The sequence below is a fragment of the Futiania mangrovi genome (assembly GCF_024158125.1).
GTDB lineage: Bacteria > Pseudomonadota > Alphaproteobacteria > Futianiales > Futianiaceae > Futiania > Futiania mangrovi.
In genome coordinates this window covers 1176286-1195720 of sequence record NZ_JAMZFT010000001.1, presented here as the reverse complement: position 1 = coordinate 1195720, position 19435 = coordinate 1176286, and the positions used below count along the sequence as shown (strand labels likewise).

At 66.8% G+C, this 19435-nt stretch carries 18 protein-coding genes; 7 read left to right on the top strand and 11 right to left on the bottom strand.

The window, feature by feature from the left end:
* Window positions 1-11 precede the first annotated feature (11 nt).
* From NJQ99_RS05710 to NJQ99_RS05685, 6 genes are all read right to left on the bottom strand, one after another.
* A complete protein-coding gene (locus NJQ99_RS05710; RefSeq protein WP_269331825.1) occupies window positions 12-890 on the bottom strand; it encodes an XrtA system polysaccharide deacetylase in 879 nt (292 codons plus the stop codon).
* 31 nt (window positions 891-921) lie between these two features.
* Window positions 922-2190 (bottom strand): XrtA/PEP-CTERM system-associated ATPase, encoded by a 1269-nt coding sequence (locus tag NJQ99_RS05705; RefSeq protein WP_269331824.1) that lies wholly within the window; start codon window positions 2188-2190, stop codon window positions 922-924.
* A gap of 21 nt (window positions 2191-2211) precedes the next feature.
* Complete coding sequence (locus NJQ99_RS05700) at window positions 2212-3705, bottom strand: TIGR03016 family PEP-CTERM system-associated outer membrane protein (RefSeq protein ID WP_269331823.1); 1494 nt, start codon at window positions 3703-3705, stop codon at window positions 2212-2214.
* A 42-nt stretch (window positions 3706-3747) separates the two neighbouring features.
* The gene (locus NJQ99_RS05695; protein WP_269331822.1) at window positions 3748-4695 is read right to left on the bottom strand and encodes a P-loop NTPase; all 948 of its coding nucleotides are present in this window, start codon (window positions 4693-4695) and stop codon (window positions 3748-3750) included.
* A gap of 37 nt (window positions 4696-4732) precedes the next feature.
* Window positions 4733-6289: an XrtA system polysaccharide chain length determinant gene (locus NJQ99_RS05690; protein WP_269331821.1), complete on the bottom strand. Its 1557-nt coding sequence runs from the start codon at window positions 6287-6289 to the stop codon at window positions 4733-4735.
* Window positions 6290-6387: 98 nt separating this feature from the next.
* On the bottom strand, window positions 6388-7017 hold the full coding sequence (locus NJQ99_RS05685) for an XrtA/PEP-CTERM system exopolysaccharide export protein (protein WP_269331820.1): 630 nt from the start codon (window positions 7015-7017) through the stop codon (window positions 6388-6390).
* 338 nt (window positions 7018-7355) lie between these two features.
* Between NJQ99_RS05685 and NJQ99_RS05680 the strand changes: the two genes are divergently transcribed.
* Complete coding sequence (locus NJQ99_RS05680; RefSeq protein ID WP_269331819.1) at window positions 7356-8471, top strand: GNAT family N-acetyltransferase; 1116 nt, start codon at window positions 7356-7358, stop codon at window positions 8469-8471.
* Here the strand turns inward: NJQ99_RS05680 and NJQ99_RS05675 are convergent.
* Together NJQ99_RS05675 and NJQ99_RS05670 are read right to left on the bottom strand one after the other, a co-directional pair.
* Complete coding sequence (locus NJQ99_RS05675; RefSeq protein ID WP_269331818.1) at window positions 8455-9669, bottom strand: glycosyltransferase family 4 protein; 1215 nt, start codon at window positions 9667-9669, stop codon at window positions 8455-8457. The two genes, NJQ99_RS05680 and NJQ99_RS05675, sit on opposite strands and share 17 nt — an antisense overlap.
* Complete coding sequence (locus NJQ99_RS05670) at window positions 9666-9872, bottom strand: hypothetical protein (protein ID WP_269331817.1); 207 nt, start codon at window positions 9870-9872, stop codon at window positions 9666-9668. The genes NJQ99_RS05675 and NJQ99_RS05670 overlap by 4 nt, the downstream gene beginning before the upstream one ends.
* A 185-nt stretch (window positions 9873-10057) precedes the next feature.
* Here NJQ99_RS05670 and NJQ99_RS05665 point away from each other — a divergent pair, with 185 nt between their 5' ends.
* The 6 genes from NJQ99_RS05665 to NJQ99_RS05640 all read left to right on the top strand — a co-directional run bounded on the left by NJQ99_RS05665 (window position 10058) and on the right by NJQ99_RS05640 (window position 16479).
* On the top strand, window positions 10058-11401 hold the full coding sequence (locus NJQ99_RS05665) for a putative O-glycosylation ligase, exosortase A system-associated (protein ID WP_269331816.1): 1344 nt from the start codon (window positions 10058-10060) through the stop codon (window positions 11399-11401).
* Window positions 11402-11413: 12 nt separating this feature from the next.
* On the top strand, window positions 11414-14329 hold the full coding sequence (locus tag NJQ99_RS05660) for a bifunctional [glutamine synthetase] adenylyltransferase/[glutamine synthetase]-adenylyl-L-tyrosine phosphorylase (RefSeq protein WP_269331815.1): 2916 nt from the start codon (window positions 11414-11416) through the stop codon (window positions 14327-14329).
* Between the two features lie 65 nt (window positions 14330-14394).
* Window positions 14395-14883: an EF-hand domain-containing protein gene (locus NJQ99_RS05655; protein WP_269331814.1), complete on the top strand. Its 489-nt coding sequence runs from the start codon at window positions 14395-14397 to the stop codon at window positions 14881-14883.
* 30 nt (window positions 14884-14913) lie between these two features.
* On the top strand, window positions 14914-15561 hold the full coding sequence (locus NJQ99_RS05650) for a sigma-70 family RNA polymerase sigma factor (protein WP_269331813.1): 648 nt from the start codon (window positions 14914-14916) through the stop codon (window positions 15559-15561).
* Window positions 15558-15989 (top strand): hypothetical protein, encoded by a 432-nt coding sequence (locus NJQ99_RS05645; protein ID WP_269331812.1) that lies wholly within the window; start codon window positions 15558-15560, stop codon window positions 15987-15989. The genes NJQ99_RS05650 and NJQ99_RS05645 overlap by 4 nt, the downstream gene beginning before the upstream one ends.
* Before the next feature lies 1 nt (window position 15990).
* Window positions 15991-16479: a periplasmic heavy metal sensor gene (locus NJQ99_RS05640; protein ID WP_269331811.1), complete on the top strand. Its 489-nt coding sequence runs from the start codon at window positions 15991-15993 to the stop codon at window positions 16477-16479.
* Here NJQ99_RS05640 and NJQ99_RS05635 read toward each other — a convergent pair.
* Genes NJQ99_RS05635 through NJQ99_RS05625 form a run of 3 tightly spaced genes read right to left on the bottom strand, consistent with a single transcriptional unit; the run spans window position 16476 to window position 19419 of the window.
* Entirely contained in the window at window positions 16476-17309 is an 834-nt protein-coding gene (locus NJQ99_RS05635; RefSeq protein ID WP_269331810.1) for an ABC transporter permease, read from the bottom strand. The two genes, NJQ99_RS05640 and NJQ99_RS05635, sit on opposite strands and share 4 nt — an antisense overlap.
* Window positions 17306-18232 (bottom strand): ABC transporter permease subunit, encoded by a 927-nt coding sequence (locus NJQ99_RS05630; protein ID WP_269331809.1) that lies wholly within the window; start codon window positions 18230-18232, stop codon window positions 17306-17308. The genes NJQ99_RS05635 and NJQ99_RS05630 overlap by 4 nt, the downstream gene beginning before the upstream one ends.
* 23 nt (window positions 18233-18255) lie before the next feature.
* Window positions 18256-19419 (bottom strand): ABC transporter ATP-binding protein, encoded by a 1164-nt coding sequence (locus tag NJQ99_RS05625; protein ID WP_331283263.1) that lies wholly within the window; start codon window positions 19417-19419, stop codon window positions 18256-18258.
* Window positions 19420-19435: the final 16 nt, after the last annotated feature.

Sequence of the window (19435 nt, the reverse complement as noted above, 5' to 3'; positions counted from 1 at the left end):
AATCTCCCGTCCTATTCGGCGGCCAGCAGGGCGGAGGCGTCCGTCTGAAAGGCCGCATCCATCCGGCCCCAGCGGAACTCGCGCATGAGGCGGTCGAGTTTGCCTTCCATGCGTGAAAGATTGGTGTAGTGACGAATGCGCGACTTCAGCGGCGCGCCGGCGATGCGCGGCTGATCGGGGTCGATCTCCCACGGGTGAAAGTAGAAAACCGCTGGGATATTCTCGTCTTGCACCACGCTTCGAAGGCGCCGTGTGAACATGCCATAGGGCAGGATCCGGAAGAAGCCGCCGCCTCCGCAAGCCTTGCGCCGGCCCTTGACGAGCGCGGTCGTGACCGGGATCTCCAGCATGTTCGCCGTCGGCTCCCGGAACGGGGTCCGGGGCAGGTGGGCGTTGTCGTAGAGGTCGTGCGAGATCGGGTTGACGCTGGAGGAATAGGCATAGCCAGCCTCCGCAAGCACCTCGTAGGCCCAGGGCGTTGCCTTGGTCAGCGAGAAGCTGGCAGCCCGGTAACCGCGCACCTCGACGCCTGCTGCATCCTCGAGGGTGGCTTTGGTCTTGCGCACATCCTCGGCAAAGGCGGCACGATCCTGGTGGAAGATCCGGACGTGCGACCAGCCGTGGCTCGCAATCTCGTGGCCTTCCGCCGCCATGCGGGCAATCAGGCGGGGAAACCGCTGCGCAATCATGCCGAGCGTGAAGAAGGTGATCCGGACGTCATGGTCGCCGAAGAAATCGAGCAGACGCTCCGTGTTGGTCTCGACACGCGACGGCAGGCTGTCCCAGTCGGCCGGATCAACCACGCCCTCGAAGGCGGAAACCTGGTAGTAGTCCTCCACGTCCACGGTCATCGCGCTGAGCGGGACCCCGGGTTTCGGCGATGCTGACACGTTCGTTCTCCCGATCGGGTGCGGTGCGGCGTCAGACGATGTTCCGCTTGAACGCCAGCGGCGGCGCCGCACCATCGTCGTCGCCGCCGGTGCTGAGCGCGGGCGCAGCCTCTTCTTCCAGCGCCGTCTGCGCGGTATCGAGGGCCGGGGCGCCGCTTTCGGAATCCTTGCCCTGCCAGGTCGAGAGGTAGCTTGCCGCAGTGTCGATCAGTTCGCGCAGCGCGCGGTCGTGGGCCAGCAGCGCGGTCTCGATCCGGTCGATGCGGCGCATGAGTTCGGTGTTGGGCGCTGCTGCGGCCGCTTGCAGGGCGGGGGCGGCTGCATCCGGGTTGATCGGCTCCGGATCGCCATAGACCGGCGTGTCGTCGAAGACCTTGTCGCGCGGATCCTGCATCTGGGGACCGGGCCGCGCGGCAGCGCTTTCGCCCGGGCGCGGGGCATGCGGGTCCATGTCCGCGGCAGGGTCGATGTGGGTCTGCGGGGCGGCATGAACCTCCCCCTGCAGGTCCTTGACGACCTCGTTCACCGCGGCTTCGTCGATGGTCGACAGCTCCTCGAGCGCGCCGTAGAGCAGAACGCGGTTGCACAGAGTGTTGATGCGCCGCGGCACGCCCTTCGTCTCGCGGTAGATCGCGTTGAGGGCGCCGTCGGTCAGATCGGGCACGCCGGTCCAGCCCGCCAGCAGCAGCCGGTGCTCGATATAGGCGCGGCATTCGGCAGGCGAGAGCGGCTTCAGCTTGTAGGATGCGATGACACGCTGCTGAAGCTGCACGAGATCGGGGTTCGCCAGGTAGCGCAGGAACTGCGGCTGGCCGACGAGGAAGATCTGGAACAGCGACTCCCCGTTGACGTTGAAGTTGGAGAGCATGCGCAGCTCTTCCAGCGTCCGCGCGGGCAGGTTCTGAGCCTCGTCCACCACCAGAAGCACGCGGCGGCCCGCGTGATACTGCTCCTGCAGGAAGTCCTCGAGCGCGGTCAGCTGCGAGGCCTTGTCGCTCCCCTCGGTCTTGATCTTGAAGGCGCGCACGATCATGCGCACCGCATCCTCGGCGTCGATATGGGTCGTGCCGATCTGTGCGGCGACGATCTCGTCGGCGTTGAGTTCCGCGAAAAGCTGGCTGACCAGCGTCGACTTGCCGGTGCCCACGTCGCCGGTGATGACGATGAACCCTTCACCCTGGTAGAGGCCGTACTTGAGATACGACATCGCCTTCTTGTGCCCTTCCGACCCGTAGAAGAACCGGTGATCCGGCGTGAGCCGGAAGGGGGAGGAGGTGAAGCCGTAGTACTCTTCAAACATCGTGGGCAGGTTCCCTGAGGCTCAGAAGCGGGCCCGTGCACCGAACAGGGCCGCGTTCTCGCGGTACTCGTCCGCGTTGAACGTGGCCTGACGGGTCGTGTGGATCAGGCCGCCGTAGATGTCGACATTGGGGGTGAGCTGATAGTCGGCCACCAGCCGGAGACCGTACGTATCGCTGTCGGAGGTTACAGGGTTGTCCCCCGTATAATAACGATAGGTCGCTTCCGCCGTCCCGGTAAGCCGCGGGGAGAACTGCTTCTCCCAGCCCGCGACGAAATTGATGCTCTGGTCGTCGATCGACGGATCGCCCGGCTGCAGGATGTCGAAGTCGCGCTCCTGCCCGAAGACGTTCAGATAGACCAGGTTGGTGTTGAACTGCCCGCTGAGATAGCCGCTGAGGACAGTCGAGCGATAGACGCGGTTCGTACTGCCGGTGCTGAGGAAGCCTGCAGCCTGCAGCAGGGCGACCTCCTGCTGGGCGAAGGCAAGCTGGCTCTCGGTCGGCGTGCCGAAGATGCCGAACGATTGGAGGAAGCGTGCCTGGAACAGCTCCGTTTCCGAGTAGGAGCTGGTCGCAACGTCCTGGTAATAGCGCACGCCCGCCGTGATGCGGTCGGTAAGCTGGTAACGGGCGTCCGCCTCCACATTCAGCTCGTTGTAGCGCTCGCCCACGATGACCTCGACTGAGGAGCGCGGCGTCGGCCGCGCCCGGAAGCCGCCACCATAGCTGAAGCCGCTCATTTCCTCGGTGAAACCGGCGCTGTCGATCTCGTCGTACCCGACGCGGCCGAGCAGGGCGAAGCGGGGCGACAATTCGTAGCTGCCGGTGAACTGGGCGGTCATCCGCTCCAGGTCGTTGACGTCTCCCGTCTCGTCCGAATCAGTGTTGCTGTACTCGGCGAAGCTTTCGAAGCCGAACCGGCCGAACGGCCGTGTCGTGCCGAGCGAGGCCCGCGCGGCGTTCCGTACCTCGGTCGAGATGTCGCCGGATGCGCCGCCGGTCAGCGAGTGCGTCGTCCGCACCTCGCCGATCAGGTTGGACCCGAGCGGCTGGCGATACGAGGGCGAGATCGTGATGTTGCCGACGCCCGTGCGCTCGCCAGCGCCCGCCACCGGGTTTAGCGAGATGCGCCCGTCCGAATTGATCAGCACGTCCCGCCAATAGCCGGACATGTCCACATAGACCCGGTTAGGGATGATTTCCGCCGTGCCGAATGCATTCGTGTTCAGGCGCAAGCCATCGAATTTCTTGCCATTGTCGCGCCCGTGGTAGACGTCGCCCGCAAGCTCCAGAACGCCGCCGCCCCGGAAGCGCGGGCTGTCGTAGAGCGCCTCGAACCCGCCATAGGCCGTGGTGACGATCGCGCTGTCCTCCTGGCCGCTGGGCGCCAGGTCGATGTTGTCCGAGATGGTGACCTCCGCGCCGACATAGGGCGTGATCTCCAACGGCCGCGCAGTGGCGACGGCAACTCCGGCGACGGTGCTGGCGGTGACCAGGGCTACGGCACGCTTCACGACATTCACTCCCCCATTGACGGCGCCGTCCCCGCGCTGCGCTCAGGCAGCGTCCCCGCGGTTGTAGGCGTCGTAGTACGACCCGAACTGATCAGTATTACCCTGCGCCGAAGCCTTGTTCAGCACAAGATTCACGTTGTCGTGCCGGTCGAGGAGATCGAGCGCGGACTCCACTGCATTGCGCGACGTGCGGTCTGAATCGACCACAAACACGATCTGTCCCACGTGCTGGGCGAGCACCACAGGCTCCGTGCTGGCGAGCAGCGGGGGACCGTCGAAGATGATAATCCGGTCGGTGTAGCGGTCTGCGATGTCGTCCATAAGTGCGTTCATCCGCGGGCTGCCGAACAGGTCGGTCGCAGAAGCCACGGCGGTGCCGGCCGGCAGGAAGCTCAGCGGATGATTGCGCTCCCGGAGCAGGACGTCGGCCATGTCCGGCGGGTTCTGGCCCAGCAAGTCCGTCAGGCCGCGCGGGGCGTTGACGTTGAACAGCTTGCTGAGGGACGGGCGCGCCACGTCGGCGTCGACGAGGAGAACGTTGAAGCCTTCGTCGAGCACGATCGACAGAGCCAGGTTGACGGCGTTGAAGCTCTTGCCTTCGCCGGGCCGCGCGCTCGTGACGAGGATCACGTGCTCGCGGTTGCGGGCGCGCACCTGGCCGCCCTCGCGGTTCAGCGCCATGCGCTGCATCAGGCGCCGCTTGATGAGGCGGAACTCCTCGGACACGCGGGAGCGGCGGTTGTAGGGGGTGATGAACCCGCCCTCGCGCAGCCGTGTGAAGTCGAGCACGAACTCCGAGCTTTGCTTGGCCGGTGCCGCCGGCGTCTCGGCCACGGGCATTGCGGCCGGCGGCGCGCCGATCGGTTTTGCCGGCTTGGCGGCGCGCGTCCTCGCGGAGTCGGGCGCGGCCTTGTCGACGGTCCGCTCGACAAGCGAACCCTTCTCCTTGCCTTCGCCGTACTTCTTCGCGACGCGGTCGATGAGACTCATGGTTTCGTTCTCCGAAGCGGTCGTTCCAGGCTGTCCGTCAGATGGCCGAGCGGAACATGAAGTAGAGCTGGTCCGAGATCCCCGTCAGGTTCGGGCGGTAAAGCTGGAAGTGATAGAGGTATATCAGCCCGCCGAAGATCGCGACGAGAGCGGCCGCGCTCGCGCCCCACACGGCCAGGCTGGTCAGGCGCTGGGCCATGGACCGGGCGGGGCGGATCATCGACACGCTGCCCAGGATCGGCATCTCGAAGGCGTTGCGCAGGTGCATCAGTGTCGGGAAATTGTCCGACATCTGGATCCGGAGGAAGGCCACTGCGAGGCCCGCACCGACGGACGCGAACAGCACGCCAAGGAACATCAGCAGGCGGTTCGGCCCGACCGGGGTGACCGGCTCGATCGGCGGCTCGATCACGCGGTAGTCGACGAGCGTCGTCCGCGTCTTCAGCGCCTCGGTCATCTCGATGACGCTCAGGTCCTGACGCCGCTTGCGGTATTCGTCGTAGAGCTGCTGGTAGGTCGTCTGCAGCTGGCCAAGCTGCTGCTGCACGGCCGGCTGCCGCTCCAGCGTGTCGCGCAGGGTTGTCTCGGTGCGCTGCGCCTGGCGGACGCGCTCGTCAAGCTGGGCGAGCTGCAGTTCGACAGACTGGAGCTGATCCTGAAGCTGAACATAGACCGGGTTCGGCTGGGATGTACGGCCGCCGCCACCAGTGCGCACGCCGGACTGCTCCAGCCCGCGGATCTGCTGTTCGATCGCCTGCACATCCGGGTGGTTCGGCGTGAAACGCTGCAGGAGTTGGGCACGCTGGGAGCGAAGTTCTGCCAGCTGCTGCGCCTGCGCCGAGACGAAACCGCCGCTGGTGAGCGACTGCGGAGTGTTGGCGAGGCTCACCGCCAGCTGGTCGCGCCGCGCCTCGAGCAGCGACCGCTCGATCCGCGCCTGGTCGATGGTCGATTCTGCCTCGCGCATGCGGCTCAGAAGGGAGCTCGTGTCCGACAGGATCTCCACGTTCTGCGAGCGGAACTCCGTCAGCTTGGTTTCGGCTTGCTCGAGATCCTTCTCGATCTGCTGCAGGTCGCTGGCAAGGAAGGTGCGGCTCTTGTCCGTACCCGTCTGCTCGAGGATCAGGTTCTGTTCGATGAAACTGTTGAGCACTTCCTGCACGACGCGCTGCGCAACGCTGGCGTTGTTGGTCGCGTAGCTGACCGAATAGAGGTCGCGGCCGACGCGCAGCACCTGCAGACGCTCCTGCAGATTCGCTACAAGACGCTCCATGCCGACCTGGTCGTTCACAGTCAGGTCGAGGTCGGTGTTCTTGATGACGCGCTCCAGGTTCGGTCGCGAGTACATGAGTTGGCGGACATTCTCGATCTGGCGTTCGGTGTCGAACGTCGCCGCGTCGTTCTTGAGCACCTGCAGCAGCAGGGCCTCGGTGTCGACGTAGAGCTGCGCCTTGGATTCGAAGCGGTCAGGGACCGACATCACCATCAGGGCGCCGAGCAGACCCACGATCCAGGCAACGCCGACGATGATCCAACGGCGCTTCCAGAACTCCGTCAGATAGAAATTGATGAGATAACGAATGTCGCCGCCCACGGGGTCAACTCCTCAAGCAAGTCGTATGCGCTGTCGCGGTTGCGCAGGAACGCGCGGCAGGCGGCCCGGCAAGGCCGGGGCCGCCCGCTGCACGTGTCCTAGAGCCATGCCTCGGGAATGATCAGCACGTCGCCCGGCAGCATCGGCACGTTCGCCTTGATGTCGCCGTAGCGGATGAGGTCGTCGAGGCGGACGTTGTAGGCCTGTTCCGTATCGCCCGTGTAGCGGACGATCACGGCCCGGTTGCCATCGGCGAATTCGGTGAGGCCGCCGGTCGCGATGACCACGTCGAGCACCGTCATGCCCGCACGGAAGGGAATGGCCTGCGGCTGCGCCGCCTGGCCCACGACGCGGACCTGCTGGTTCAGCGCGCCCTGGAAATTGTCCACGATGACCGTGACGATCGGGTTCTGGACATAGACCTTCAGCGCTTCCTCGATGTCGCGTGCAAGCTGCGTCGGCGTCTTGCCGGCTGCCTGCATGTCCTCGATCAGCGGAAGGGAGATGCGGCCATCGGGACGCACCGGAACCTGGGAAGAGAGCTCGGGCGAGCGCCAGACGAAGACTTGGATCTGGTCGAGCGGGCCCAGGACATAGTCAGGTGACGCAGTAGGCGCCACCGCTTCGCGCGGCGCTGGCGGATTGTTCGAAGTTGCGCACGCCGAAAGGCCAAGCGCCAGAACGATCGTGAGAACGACCGATTTCAGAAGTCCGGGGAGCCGCATCATATCTTCACCCTTCTCAGCCGATGGACTGCGCAGGCCCTTGAGCCGCTGTCCGCTCCACGCACAAGCTGTGCCAGAACGTCCTGTGTCGCATCAAAACGTTAAAGTTTCCCATGCAAGCCCGCGCGTTAACCAGTTTTTGCCGGAAACCGGCAAGGATTTTCCTCATACTCATGGTTTGGCGTCAAACGCCCGACGCCGAACGTGTAACAAGAACCGTGCCAGCCGGGAACGGCGCCCGCGGTACGTAAAGTCCCTCGTGCATGCCCCGAACCGGTACAGGACCGGACAAAGATGACCGTTGTATGGTTGTGATTGGCGCAGCCGGAAGGTGATCCACAATGCACTCGAACACCCATGGATTGAGTGTGCGCATCGAGCCCTTGCGCGACCGTGGCCGGCTCTCGGTTCAATGGAAGCACCTGGAAGCGGCGGCGCGGCCTGCGTTCTTTCTTTCCTGGACGTGGATCGGCACCTGGCTCGACACGCTGGCCGTGGCGCCCTGGACGGTCGAAGTTACGCGGGGGGAAGAGACCGTGGGGCTTGCCTGCTTCGAGCTGAGAACCGCCGTCCGCCGCAAGTTCGTGCGCAGCCGGACGCTCTTTCTCAACGAGACGGGCGATCCCGCGCGGGATGTCGTGACCCTGGAATACAATCGGATCCTGTGCCATCCGGACTGTGCGCAAGAGGCTGAGGACGCCGCGCTCGCCGCGCTGATGGATGCGCGCGGCCGTCTCTGGGACGAGCTTTACGTGCGCAACGCGCCGCCGGACTTTGCCGCGCGGCTGGAAGGGCTAGGGCTCGGGGTCTGGCAACGTCTCGATGCGGCGTCCGCCGAGATGGACCTGGATGCAGCACGCGCGGCCGGCGGCGTGCTGGAGACGATGTCGCGCAACACACGCCACCAGATCCGCCGGTCGATGCGGCTTTACGAGGAACGCAACGGACCCCTTGCCCTGACCCGGGCCGGCACGGTAGCCGAGGCGCTCGACTTCTTCGAACGGCTGGGTGCCCTGCATCAGCCCTATTGGCAGGCGCGCGGCAAGCCCGGCGCCTTCGCCCATCCGCACTACCTGGAGATGCATCGGGCGCTGATCGCGCGGGCGATGCCGGCCGGCGAGGCGGAGGTCGTGCGGGTGCGAGCGGGAGAGCACGAGATCGGCTATCTCTACAATTTCGTGCGTGACGGGCGGGTCTATTTCTACCTGAGCGGTCTGCGCTACGAGGACGACGCAAAGCTCAAGCCCGGTCTCGTCACCCATGCGATGTGCGCGGCGGACCATCTGGAACGGGGCGCACACGTCTATGACTTCATGGCGGGGGAGAACCGCTACAAGACGCAACTGGGCCAGGAGGCGGCGCCGCTGGTCTCGCTGACACTGCAGCGGCGCCGGCTCGTCTTCTGGCTGGAGCGGGCCGCGAAGGGCTTGCGCGACCGGTTCAGGCCGCGGTCTTGAGCGCGGCGCGGCGGGCAAGAATCTCCCGGAAGAGCGCAAGCTGCCCGGCCGTGGTCTCGTCCCAGGAAAACCTTTCCGCATAGGCGCGCACCGCGGCCCTGTCGCGGGGGGCGGCAAGCATCCGGCGGATCGCGTTGGCGATCGCGGCCGGTGTGCGCTCCTCGATCAGGGTGCCGACGGCCTCGGTCTGCACCACCTCCGGCGTGCCCCAGATCCGGGTCGCCGCAACCGGGGTACCGCAGGCCATCGACTCCAGCAGCACGTTCGCCCAGCCCTCGCGGCTCGACGCCAGTACCATGAGGTCCGCCGCGGAATAGAGTTCGGCAAGGTCGGCGTGGTTCACCCGGCCGAGCAGACGCACCCGGTCGCCGAGGCCGAGGCGCGCGATCTGCGTCTCGAGCGCGCCGCGCATCTCGCCGTCGCCTGCGATGAGCAGGTCTGCGCCCGCCACCTCCTTCATCGCCTCGACGATCAGGTGATGTCCCTTGCGCTCGATCAGGCCGCCGACCGAGACGACCGTGGGGCGTGTCAGGCTGTGGCGGGCACGTGCGGCGTCCCGGCCGCGCGGGCGGAACATGTCCAGGTCTACGCCATTGCGCAGGACATGGATCTTGCCCGCCTCGGCGCCGAGGGCGACGAGTTCGTCCTTGAGCGCCCTGCACACCGTGATGGAGGCATCGGCTGCGGCAGCCGCATCGAGCACCATGCGGCGCTGCCGGGGATACTGCGGGATCAGGTTGATGTCGGTGCCGCGCGCCGTGATGACCACTGGCTTGCCGAGGCGTCCGGCCACCCAGGCCGCTGCAACGCCATCTGGGTAATAGTAGTGGGCGTCGATCAGGTCGACGTCGCCGTTTCGTGCAATGTCGGCGCGGATCGCGCGTTCCATCGTGCGGGCGAGCAGATAGGGCGCGGCGGTCATGCCGACCTTGGGAATGACGGGATAGCGCGGGTGCGTGACGGAAATCCCGTGCCGGACCTCCGCGTGGGGAACAGAGGCGAAGCGCGCGTAGGCGCCGAACATCTCCGATCCGAAGGGAAACCAGGGAACGGGCGCGATGACACGCAGGTCCACTTCGCCCGAGGCGACCAGATGACGCAGTCGGTTCTCGACGAACACGCCGTGCGACGGCATCGCCGCGTTCGGGTAGAGGGTCGTTACCGACAGGATCCGCAGGAGCTGCATCGGTACGCTCATGGCTTTGCCGCTTGCGACTGGCGCGCGGCGCGGCCCCTCTTTCGCGGTTTTCGCTTCTCCTTCCGGGCCTGAACCTCTGCCCCGGTGCGCAGCGCAAGGATGCCGTGTGCGCCTTCGTCCGGCTTGCCTTCATTGGCGATCAGCCAGAAGCAGACGATGTAGATCGCGGCGATCGCCAACACCAGAAGCAGGCCGCCAAGCATGAGCAAACTCCGGAGCGTGAGGGTCGGACGCGGCGCGCTGGCGCCTTTCGGATGCATCGTGCGACGTCAGCATTAACAAAATCTTGGGCCGTCGCACAGAATATGCGAGGTCTGAACACGGGATGGTACCCTGCGCCGACTGGCGGGGAACCTCCTTGTGGTGCCGGCAACAGGAAAACGGTCCGATGCGCGATCTGGTGCTTATCTTCGGTTTTCTCGGACTGCTGCCGCTCTGTTTTCTCAGACCGCAGATCGGCATTCTCGTGTGGACGTGGTTCGCGGTGATGAACCCGCACCGGGAGACGTTCGGCCTGGCCTACGACATCCCTTTCAACCAGCTGATCGTGATCGCGACCTTTGCCGGGTGGCTGATCTCGCCCGACGCCAAGAAAGTGCCGATGAGCTGGACCGTGGCCGCCCTGGTCGCGTTCGGACTCTGGACGGTGGTCACGACGCTGACGGCGCTCGATTTCGCATCCGCATGGGTCTATTTCATGCACATCCCGATCAAGGTGTTCGTGTACCTGATCGCCGTGCTCCTGATCGTGAATACGCGGACACGGCTCATCGCCCTCATGTGGGTGCTCGCCATCTCGATCGGCTATTACTGCGCCCGGAACGGCGTCGCCGGGATCCTGGCAGGCGGGCGGAACCTCGGCACCGCGGACTTCGGCCCGCAGGGCTCGATGATCGGGGACCGGAACCACCTGTCGCTGGCGATGGTCATGATCATGCCGGTGCTCTACTACCTCGCGCGCTACAGCCGCACGCAATGGGTGCGAATCGTCATCTATGGCGTGATCGCGCTTGGAGTCTTCGCCGTCATCACGAGTTATTCGCGTGGCGGCTTCATCGCGCTGGTCGCCATGGGCGGATTCCTGTGGCTCAAGACCCGGCAGAAGGTGCTCACCGCTGCGCTGGTCCTGGTGCTCGCCATCCCGGCCTACAATTTCGTCCCGGACGAGTGGAAGGAGCGGATGGAGTCGATCGAGACGATGAAGGATGACAAGTCCTTTGCCGGCCGACTGCACGCCTGGAACATGGCGATCAGCATCGCGAACGAGCGCCCGCTCGTCGGGGGCGGCTTCAGCGCGACGCAGCAGCCGCACATCTCGGCGCGCTACGGCGATGGCAGGTACGACCCCAAGGCGGCCCACTCCATCTACTTTCAGGTGTTGGGCGATCACGGGTATGTCGGGCTCGCACTCTATCTGTTCATGATGTATCTCGGATGGCGGCAAGCAGTCTGGGTTATCAGGCAAACGAGGGACCGGGTCGATCTGCTGTGGGCACAGGATTTCGCACGAACGATGCAGATCTCCATGGTTGGCTTCGCGGTCGGCGGCGCCGCGCTCAGCATGGCCTATTACGACGGTTACCTGGTTCTGATCGTGATGTCCGTCATCCTGCGCAACATCGTTGCGAAGGAAGTGGGTACGGAGTCGGCGCCTGCAGCGCGCCGCTTCTCGTCTGGCAAGACGGCTGCCGGAAAGGGAGCCGGCGTGACGGGGCCGCATCCGGCAGAGTAGGTGGAGAGCTGCGTGGCTGACGGGCACCCGGTGCAGCGCGGGCGCCCGCGGGTCCATGACGCGGACCGGGCGGGCCGCGCGCGCCAGGACATGACAGCACGCCTCGGCGACGACAGCTCGCTCGGCGACGCGTGCTGGGAACAGGTCGAGGTCCTCGCCGGGGGCAGTGCGTTTCTTGCCCGGGAGATGGTGCGGGAGGCCAGCTGGCTGCCTGCCCTCTGGACCCGGGAGCCCGACGCGCTCTTCGAGGAGATCCTGTCCGGTGTCCATGCGGCTGCGGCCGCAAGCGGTGCAGATGCAGCGTCCCTGATGCCCGTGCTGCGGGAGGCGCGGCGACGCGCCGCCATCCTGATCGCCCGGGCGGACGTGTTCGGTTTCTGGGACGTTGCCCAGGTCACGGGCGCACTGTCCCGGCTGGCGGATGCGTGCGTCCAGGCAGGCGTTGCGGTGCTGATCGCGGACCTTGTGCGGCGCGGCAAGCTTCCCGAGCGGCCCGACCCCGTAACGGCGGAAACATGCGGCCTGATCGTGCTTGGCATGGGCAAGCTGGGCGCGGGCGAGCTGAACTATTCGAGCGACATCGACCTGGTGCTTTTCCTCGACCCCGAGCGCTGGCCGGCGGATACGGTGGGCGAGGTGAAGGCCGCGATGATCCGGCTCTCCCAGTCGCTGGTGAAGGTGTTGTCGGAACGGACCGGCGACGGGTACGTCTTCCGCACGGACTTGCGCCTGCGCCCCGACGCGGGCGCGACGCCACCGGTCATCACGGTCCCCGCGGCGGAGCATTATTACGAGACGCTCGGCCAGAACTGGGAGCGGATGGCGCTGATCAAGGCGCGGCCGATCGCCGGAGACCTGGAGGCGGGCGCCGCGTTCCTGGACCTTGTGCGACCCTTCGTTTGGCGCCGGAGCCTCGACTTCTACGCGGTCGAGGACATCAAGTCGATCAAGCGCCAGATCCATTCGCATTATGGCCACGGCACGCTGGCGGTCGCCGGGCATGACGTGAAGCTGGGGCGGGGCGGCATCCGAGAGATCGAGTTTTTCGTGCAGACGCAGCAACTGATCGGCGGCGGCCGGGTCAAGGAATTGCGGCAGCGCACCACGCTGGGCGGTCTCGATGCGCTGACGGACCTGGGCTGGGTCACGCCGGAGACGCGCGACGCTCTGGCTGCAAGCTATGTCCATCTGCGCGCGGTCGAACACCGCATCCAGATGATGAACGACGAGCAGACGCATCGTGTGCCGGAGGACGAAGAGGGCCGGGCGTGTCTTGCCGCGCTCATGGGCTATGCCGACCGGGAAAGCTTCGAGAGCGACCTGCTGGCCCATCTGACCCGCGTGAGCCGCCATTATGCCGGGTTGTTCGACGACGCGCCCGAGCTGTCGTCGGAAGAGGGCAGCCTTGTCTTCACCGGCACCGACGAGGATCCGGAAACCCTGGAAACCCTGCGCAAGAAGGGGTTTCGTGCGCCCGAGACGGTTTCCCGCACGATCCGCGGGTGGCACCATGGCAGGATACCGGCGACGCGAACCGCCAGGGCGCGGGAGATCCTGACGCACCTCGTTCCCGTCCTGATCGAGACCATGGGCCGTACCGCCGATCCCGACCAGGCGATGGTTCGCTTCGACCGCTTCCTGTCGGGTCTTCCTGGCGGGGTGCAGGTGTTCGCGCTGCTGCGCTCGAACCCCGCGCTGCTCGAGCTTCTCGTGGAGGTGCTGGGCATGGCGCCGCGCCTCGGCGAGTATCTCGCCCGCAATCATGCCGTGCTGGAGGCCGTGCTGGATCCAGGATTCTTCTCCGGCCCGCGGGACCTTGCGGCCATGCAGGACCATCTTGCGGGCGCGGTCGAGACGGCGGAGGGCTTCGAAGGGGCGCTGGATGCGATCCGCCGCGTGGTCAAGGAGGAGCGGTTCCGGCTGGGCGTGCTGGTGCTGCGCGGCGTGCTGCACGCGGGCGAGGCAGGCCATGCGTTCGCCGACCTTGCGGAGGCGGCGGTAAGGGTCACGCTGCGCGCCGTGGAGGACGAGATGGCACGGCGCCACGGCCGCGTTCCGGGCGGAGCGTTCGCGGTGGTTGCGCTGGGCAAGTGCGGGGGGCGCGAAATGACCGCGACCTCCGACCTGGACCTGATCTTCATCTACGATCAGGAGGCGGGGGAGGAGTCCGACGGCGGCAGCCCCTTGTCCAGGGAGCAGTATTACGCGCGGCTGGGCCAGCGGCTGGTGAGCGCGCTGACGGTGCCCACCGCGGAGGGAGAGCTTTACGAGGTGGACATGCGGCTGCGCCCGTCGGGCCGGGCGGGACCGCTGGCGACGCAATTGTCGGCGTTCGCGCGCTATCACGAGGAATCCTCCTGGACGTGGGAAAAGCTCGCGCTGACGCGGGCGCGGGTGATCGCCGCGCCGGATGCATTTGCCGCGCGCGTGAACGCCGCCATCCGGGAGGCGCTGTGCGCGCCGCGCGACGCGGCCTCGACCTGCGCCGACGTGCGCGAGATGCGGGAGAAGCTTGCCGCGGAGCGGCCGCCCTCCGGCGTGTTCGACATCAAGCTCTCAGCGGGTGGCCAGGTCGATGTGGAGTTCATCTGGCAGGCCCTGCAACTGGTCCACGCCCCGGACCGGCCAGACCTGCTGACGACGGAGAGCGCAGATGCCCTGAGCCGGCTGGAGGAGTCGCGGCTGTTGCAGGGACATGGCGCGGCGCTGAAGGCGGCGCACGGACTTTATGCGACGCTGGCGCAGTTCCTCGGCGTGGCGGTCGAAGGCACGCTCGCTGCGGAAGAGGCGCCTGCGCAACTCGCTGTGGCCATGAGCCGCGTGGTGGGCGTGGCCGATCTGGACACGCTCGGCGCCAGGCTAGACGAAGCACGGACGGAGGTGCGCGCGGCCTATCGCGCGCTTCTGGGCGGGGACGCGACGGAATAGGGCCTCCCCCTCCGTTTCTGGGGATGAACGGACCGGAACGGGTCCTCCATCCAACGGAGACGGACATGAACAAGCGGATTGCGGTCTATGGCATTACGGCGGCGCTCACGCTGGCGGGAGCGACCGCGGGCGGGGTGGCGCTCGCGAAATCCTGGCGCGACGGTCACCATGGGCACGACGGCGCACGCGCCGAAAGGATGTTCGAACGCTTCGATGAGGACAAGGACGGCCGGATCAGCCGCGAGGAAATGCAGACGCGCGCGCTGAACCGCTTCTCCGGCATGGATACGGACAGCGACGGGCGCGTCTCGAAGCAGGAGTTTCAAGCGGCGGCCAAAGCCCGTATGGAAGAGCGGCAGAATGCCCGGATCGAGCGCATGTGGCAGCGGATCGACCGGGATGGAACTGGCTTCATGACGCGGGAGGCGATGCTTGAGCGGCAGGAGCGCATGTTCGACCGCGCAGACCGCAACGACGACGGCCAGATCGACCGCGACGAGGTGCGCAAGCGCGACCATCACCGCGACGGCGAACGCCGCGGCACGCGCGACTGACCCGCACGCCCGGTCCGTCCGGAGATGCGGGTGAGTGCGGGCGAGGGCATGAGCCCCGGCGCACCGGCGGATGTGCCGGGGCACGCCCCCGGTGCGTCCGCCGACCCCGACCTGCCGCTCGTCGCGGCGATGGCGAAGGGGGAGACGCGCGCGCTGCGGGCGCTGATGGACCGGCACATGGGGCGCGTGCACGGCGTGGCCTGGCGCCTCACGGGAAGCGGGGCGGAGGCCGAGGACGTCGCGCAGGAGGTCTTCCTGAGAGCCTGGAAGAGTGCAGGCAAGTGGAAGGGCCTCGGCAACGGCGGGACGGCGCGGTTCTCGACCTGGCTCTATCGCGTTGCCGCCAACGCCGCCACCGACCGGGTGCGGCGCAAGGGCTGGGGGCATGACGGGCTCGACGCGGCCGGCGAGATCGTCGACGCCGGCCCGACGCCCGAGGTGGCGCTGGCCCGCAGCGACATGTCGGCGCGGGTGCAGGCGGAGATCATGGCGCTGCCCGACCGGCAGAGAGCGGCGCTGGTGCTGAGCCACTACGAGGGCCTGGGCAACCCGGAGATCGGCGAGATCCTGGGCGTGAGCGTCGAGGCCACGGAATCCCTGCTGGCGAGAGCCCGGCGTGCCTTGCGCGCGGCGCTTGCCGACATGAAGGACGATGCGAGTTGGAGGGAAGGGCAATGACACGCGAGATGTTCGAGGACCTGCTGGACCGGCACGGGCCCGACCTTGCCCGCTGGCCGGAGGGCACGCGGACAGCGGCCGAGACGCTGATGGCGCGCGACGCCGCCGCGCGGGAGGCCTTGGCGGGGGCGCAGGCGCTCGCCCGGATGCTCGACACGGTCGAGGTGCCGGAGCCGGGCGCCGCGCTCTACGGCCGGATCCTGGCTGAGATCGATGCGCAGCAGCCCGCCGGGGGAAATCTGCTGGGCTGGATGCGCGGGCTTTGGGCACAAGGCAGTGCGCTGGCGGCCGCCGCAGCCCTCGGCCTCACCATCGGCTTCATCGAGGCGCGCGCCTCCACCCCCGCGCTGACAGACGACCCGTTCACGGCCGGCCCGGCGATCAGCGCGCCTCTGACCGGCGTCGATCGTTTCGGAGGAGAGTTCTGACATGCGGCGGAAATGGCTTGGAATTGCACTTTTCGCCTCGGTCCTCCTGAACCTGTTCCTGGGCGGACTGATGGCAGGGCAGCACCTCGGCCGCGACCGGCTCGACTGGGATGCGGTCAGCATCTCGCCGGGCAACATCCTGCGCATGTTGCCGGGGGACCGGGCCGAGGAGATCCGGGCACAGATGCGGGTGCGGCGCGAGGAGTTGCGCGGGCGCTACAGGGCGATGGGCGAGGCGCGCGAAGGTCTGCGCGAGACCCTTTTCGCGGAAACGGTGGACCAGGAGAAGGCCGCCGCCGCCGCCGGGGTACTGGAAGCCCGGATGGCGGAGACGCAACAGGCGGTTCATGCCACGGTATTCGACATGGTCCGCCTCATGACACCGGAAGAGCGCGCACGGATCAGCGCCGAACTGGAAGCGAGGCGCGAGCGCCTCATGGAGAGGGTCCGGGAGCGCGCCGAGGAGCGCGGTGAACGCAAGGGCAGCTAGGCCTGCGCTGCCTCGCGCGCAACGGCGGCGCGCATGTCCGCCTCGCGCCGCTGCTCCTGCCGCTTCGTGGTGATGGAGGCAGCGATTACGCCCAGAGTGACAAGCGCGATGAGGATGGTGGAAATCGCGTTGATCTCCGGCGTGACGCCAAGGCGCACCTGGCTGTAGATCCGCATCGGCAGTGTCGTGGCACCCGGCCCCGTCGTGAAACTGGCGATGACCAGGTCGTCGAGCGACAGGGTGAAGGCCAGCAGCCAGCCTGACACGACGGCCGGCAGGATCACCGGCAACGTGATCTCGAAGAAGGTGCGCCACGGCGGGCAGCCGAGGTCCATCGCCGCTTCCTCCAGAGAGCGGTCGAAACTGACCAGGCGCGACTGCACCACCACCGCGACGAAGCACATGGAAAACGTGATGTGGGCGAGAGTCACGGTCCAGAACCCGCGCGCGAAATCCATGGCGACGAACAGGAGCAGCAGGGACAGGCCGGTGATGACCTCGGGCATGACGAGGGGCGCATAGACCATGCCGGAGAACAGCATACGGCCAGGAAACCGGCCCGCCCGGACGAGGACGAGGGCCGCGAGCGTGCCCAGGACAGTTGCCACCGTGGCCGATGCCGCGGCGACCCGCACGGTGACCCACGCTGCGTCGAGGATGGCCTGGTTCTGCAGCACCTCGCCGTACCAGCGGGTCGACCAGCCGCCCCAGACGGTGACAAGCCTGCTCTCGTTGAAGCTGTAGATCACCAGCAGCAGGATCGGCAGGTAGAGAAAGGCGAAGCCCAGCGTCAGCGCCGTCGCGGTGAAGGGCGAGAGAGACCGGTTCATGCCCCTGCCTCCCGGTTGCGGTCCTGCAGACGCTGGAAGATCACGATGGGCACGACGAGGATGAGCAGAAGCAGGATCGCCACCGCAGACGAGACCGGCCAGTCGCGGTTGCCGAAGAACTCCGTCCACAGGGTCTTGCCGATCATCAGCGTATCGGAGCCGCCGAGCAGGTCCGGAATGACGAACTCCCCGACGGCAGGAATGAAGACCAGGAAGCAGCCTGCGAGAACGCCCGGCAGAGACAGCGGGAATGTCACCTGCCAGAAGGCGCGAACCGGTGTGCAGCCGAGATCGAGCGCCGCCTCGATCAGGCTCTCGTCCATCTTCTCCAGGGCAGCGTAAAGCGGCAGCACCATGAAGGGCAGGTAGGAATAGACGATGCCGATATAGACGGCGGTCGTCGTGTTGAGGATCGTCAGCGGTGTGTCGATCACGCCGAGAATGTCAACGAGCAGCAGGTTGAGCAGCCCCTCGTTCTTGAGGATGCCGATCCACGCATAGACGCGGATCAGGAAGGACGTCCAGAACGGCAGGATGACGAGCATCAGCAGCGTCGGGCGCCACGCCTTCGGCGCACGCGCCATGCCATAGGCCATCGGGTAACCGATGAGCAGGGCCAGAAACGTCGCAATTGCAGCGAACTGAACGCTCGACAGGTAGGCGCGCCAGTAGAGGTTGTCCTGCGTCAGCCAGACATAGTTCTCGAAATCGAGCGCGCGGAGGAAATCTCCCATCGCCGCGAGCCCGGCGAAGACGTCCAGCACCGGCTCGTAAGGCGGCATGGCGATCGCCATGTCGGAGAGCGAAATCTTGAGGACGATCAGGAAGGGCGCGAGGAAGAAGACGAGCAGCCAAAGGTAGGGAGCGAGGATCAGCGCGACCCGTCCCCATCCGCCTGTGCCCGGTGCCTGTGCGCCCGCCATCGCCTGTCGCCTCCCCCGTGCGCTCAGCCGGTCAGCACGACGCCCGCCTCGGGCGCCCAGCTGAGCCAGACCGTGTCTTCCCAGGTTATCTCGCGGGCGGCGAGGCGGCTCTGGTTGGGTTCCTGCGCCTTGACGGTCGTCCCGTCTGCAAGGCGGACGTGATAGATCGAGAAATCCCCGAAATAGCCGATGTCCCACACCTGGCCGCTGACCGCATTGACGGCCGCGTCCTCAGGCTTCTGCTTGGAAATGCGTACCTTTTCCGGCCGGATCGCCACGGCGACCGCATCGCCCGCGGCGGCGGCGCCATTGCCCGGGCGGCAGAGCAGCGGTGCGTCGTCCGCCCCCGCGCCGAGCCGCGAAAGATGCGTCTCGCCCTCGGCTGTCCCGGTCACGCGCGCCTCGATCAGCGTGACGTCGCCGATGAAGTCCGCGACGTAGCGGGTCGCGGGAAACTCGTAGATCTCGCCCGGAGGAGCGACCTGGATCAGCTTGCCCTGGTTCATGACGCCGATCCGGTCGGAGACGGTCATCGCCTCCTCCTGGTCGTGGGTGACGATGACGAAGGTCAGGCCAAGCTCGTACTGCAGGTCCATCAGCTCGAACTGGGTCTTTTCGCGCAGCTTCTTGTCGAGCGCGCCCAAAGGCTCGTCGAGCAGCAGCAGCTTCGGCTTCTTGGCGAGCGAGCGGGCGAGCGCGACGCGCTGGCGCTGGCCGCCGGAAAGCTGATGCGGCTTGCGGTGCGCGAAGGGGCCAAGCTGCACAAGCTCCAGCATCTCGTCGACGCGGGTCTTGATCTCAGGCTTCGGCATCCCGTCCTGCCGGAGCCCGAAGGCGATGTTCGCCGCAACCGTCATGTGCGGGAAGAGCGCATAGGACTGGAACATCATGTTCACGGGCCGGCGGTAGGGGGGCAGGCGCGAGACGTCTTCCCCGTCTAGAAGGACGCGGCCTTCCGTCGGCGTCTCGAAGCCCGCAAGCATGCGCAGGAGCGTAGTCTTTCCACAGCCTGACGGGCCCAGCAGGGCGAAGAACTCCCGCCGGTAGATGTCGAGGCTGAGTTCGTCGACGGCAACGAAGTCGCCGAAGCGCTTGGTCACGCTCTCGAACCGGACGAGCGGCACGGCGGCCGGGTCCGTCCAGGGGGCGTAGTCGCGCTGTGGCTGTGGTGTGCGCCGGATGCTCATGACGCCTCCCGAAAGC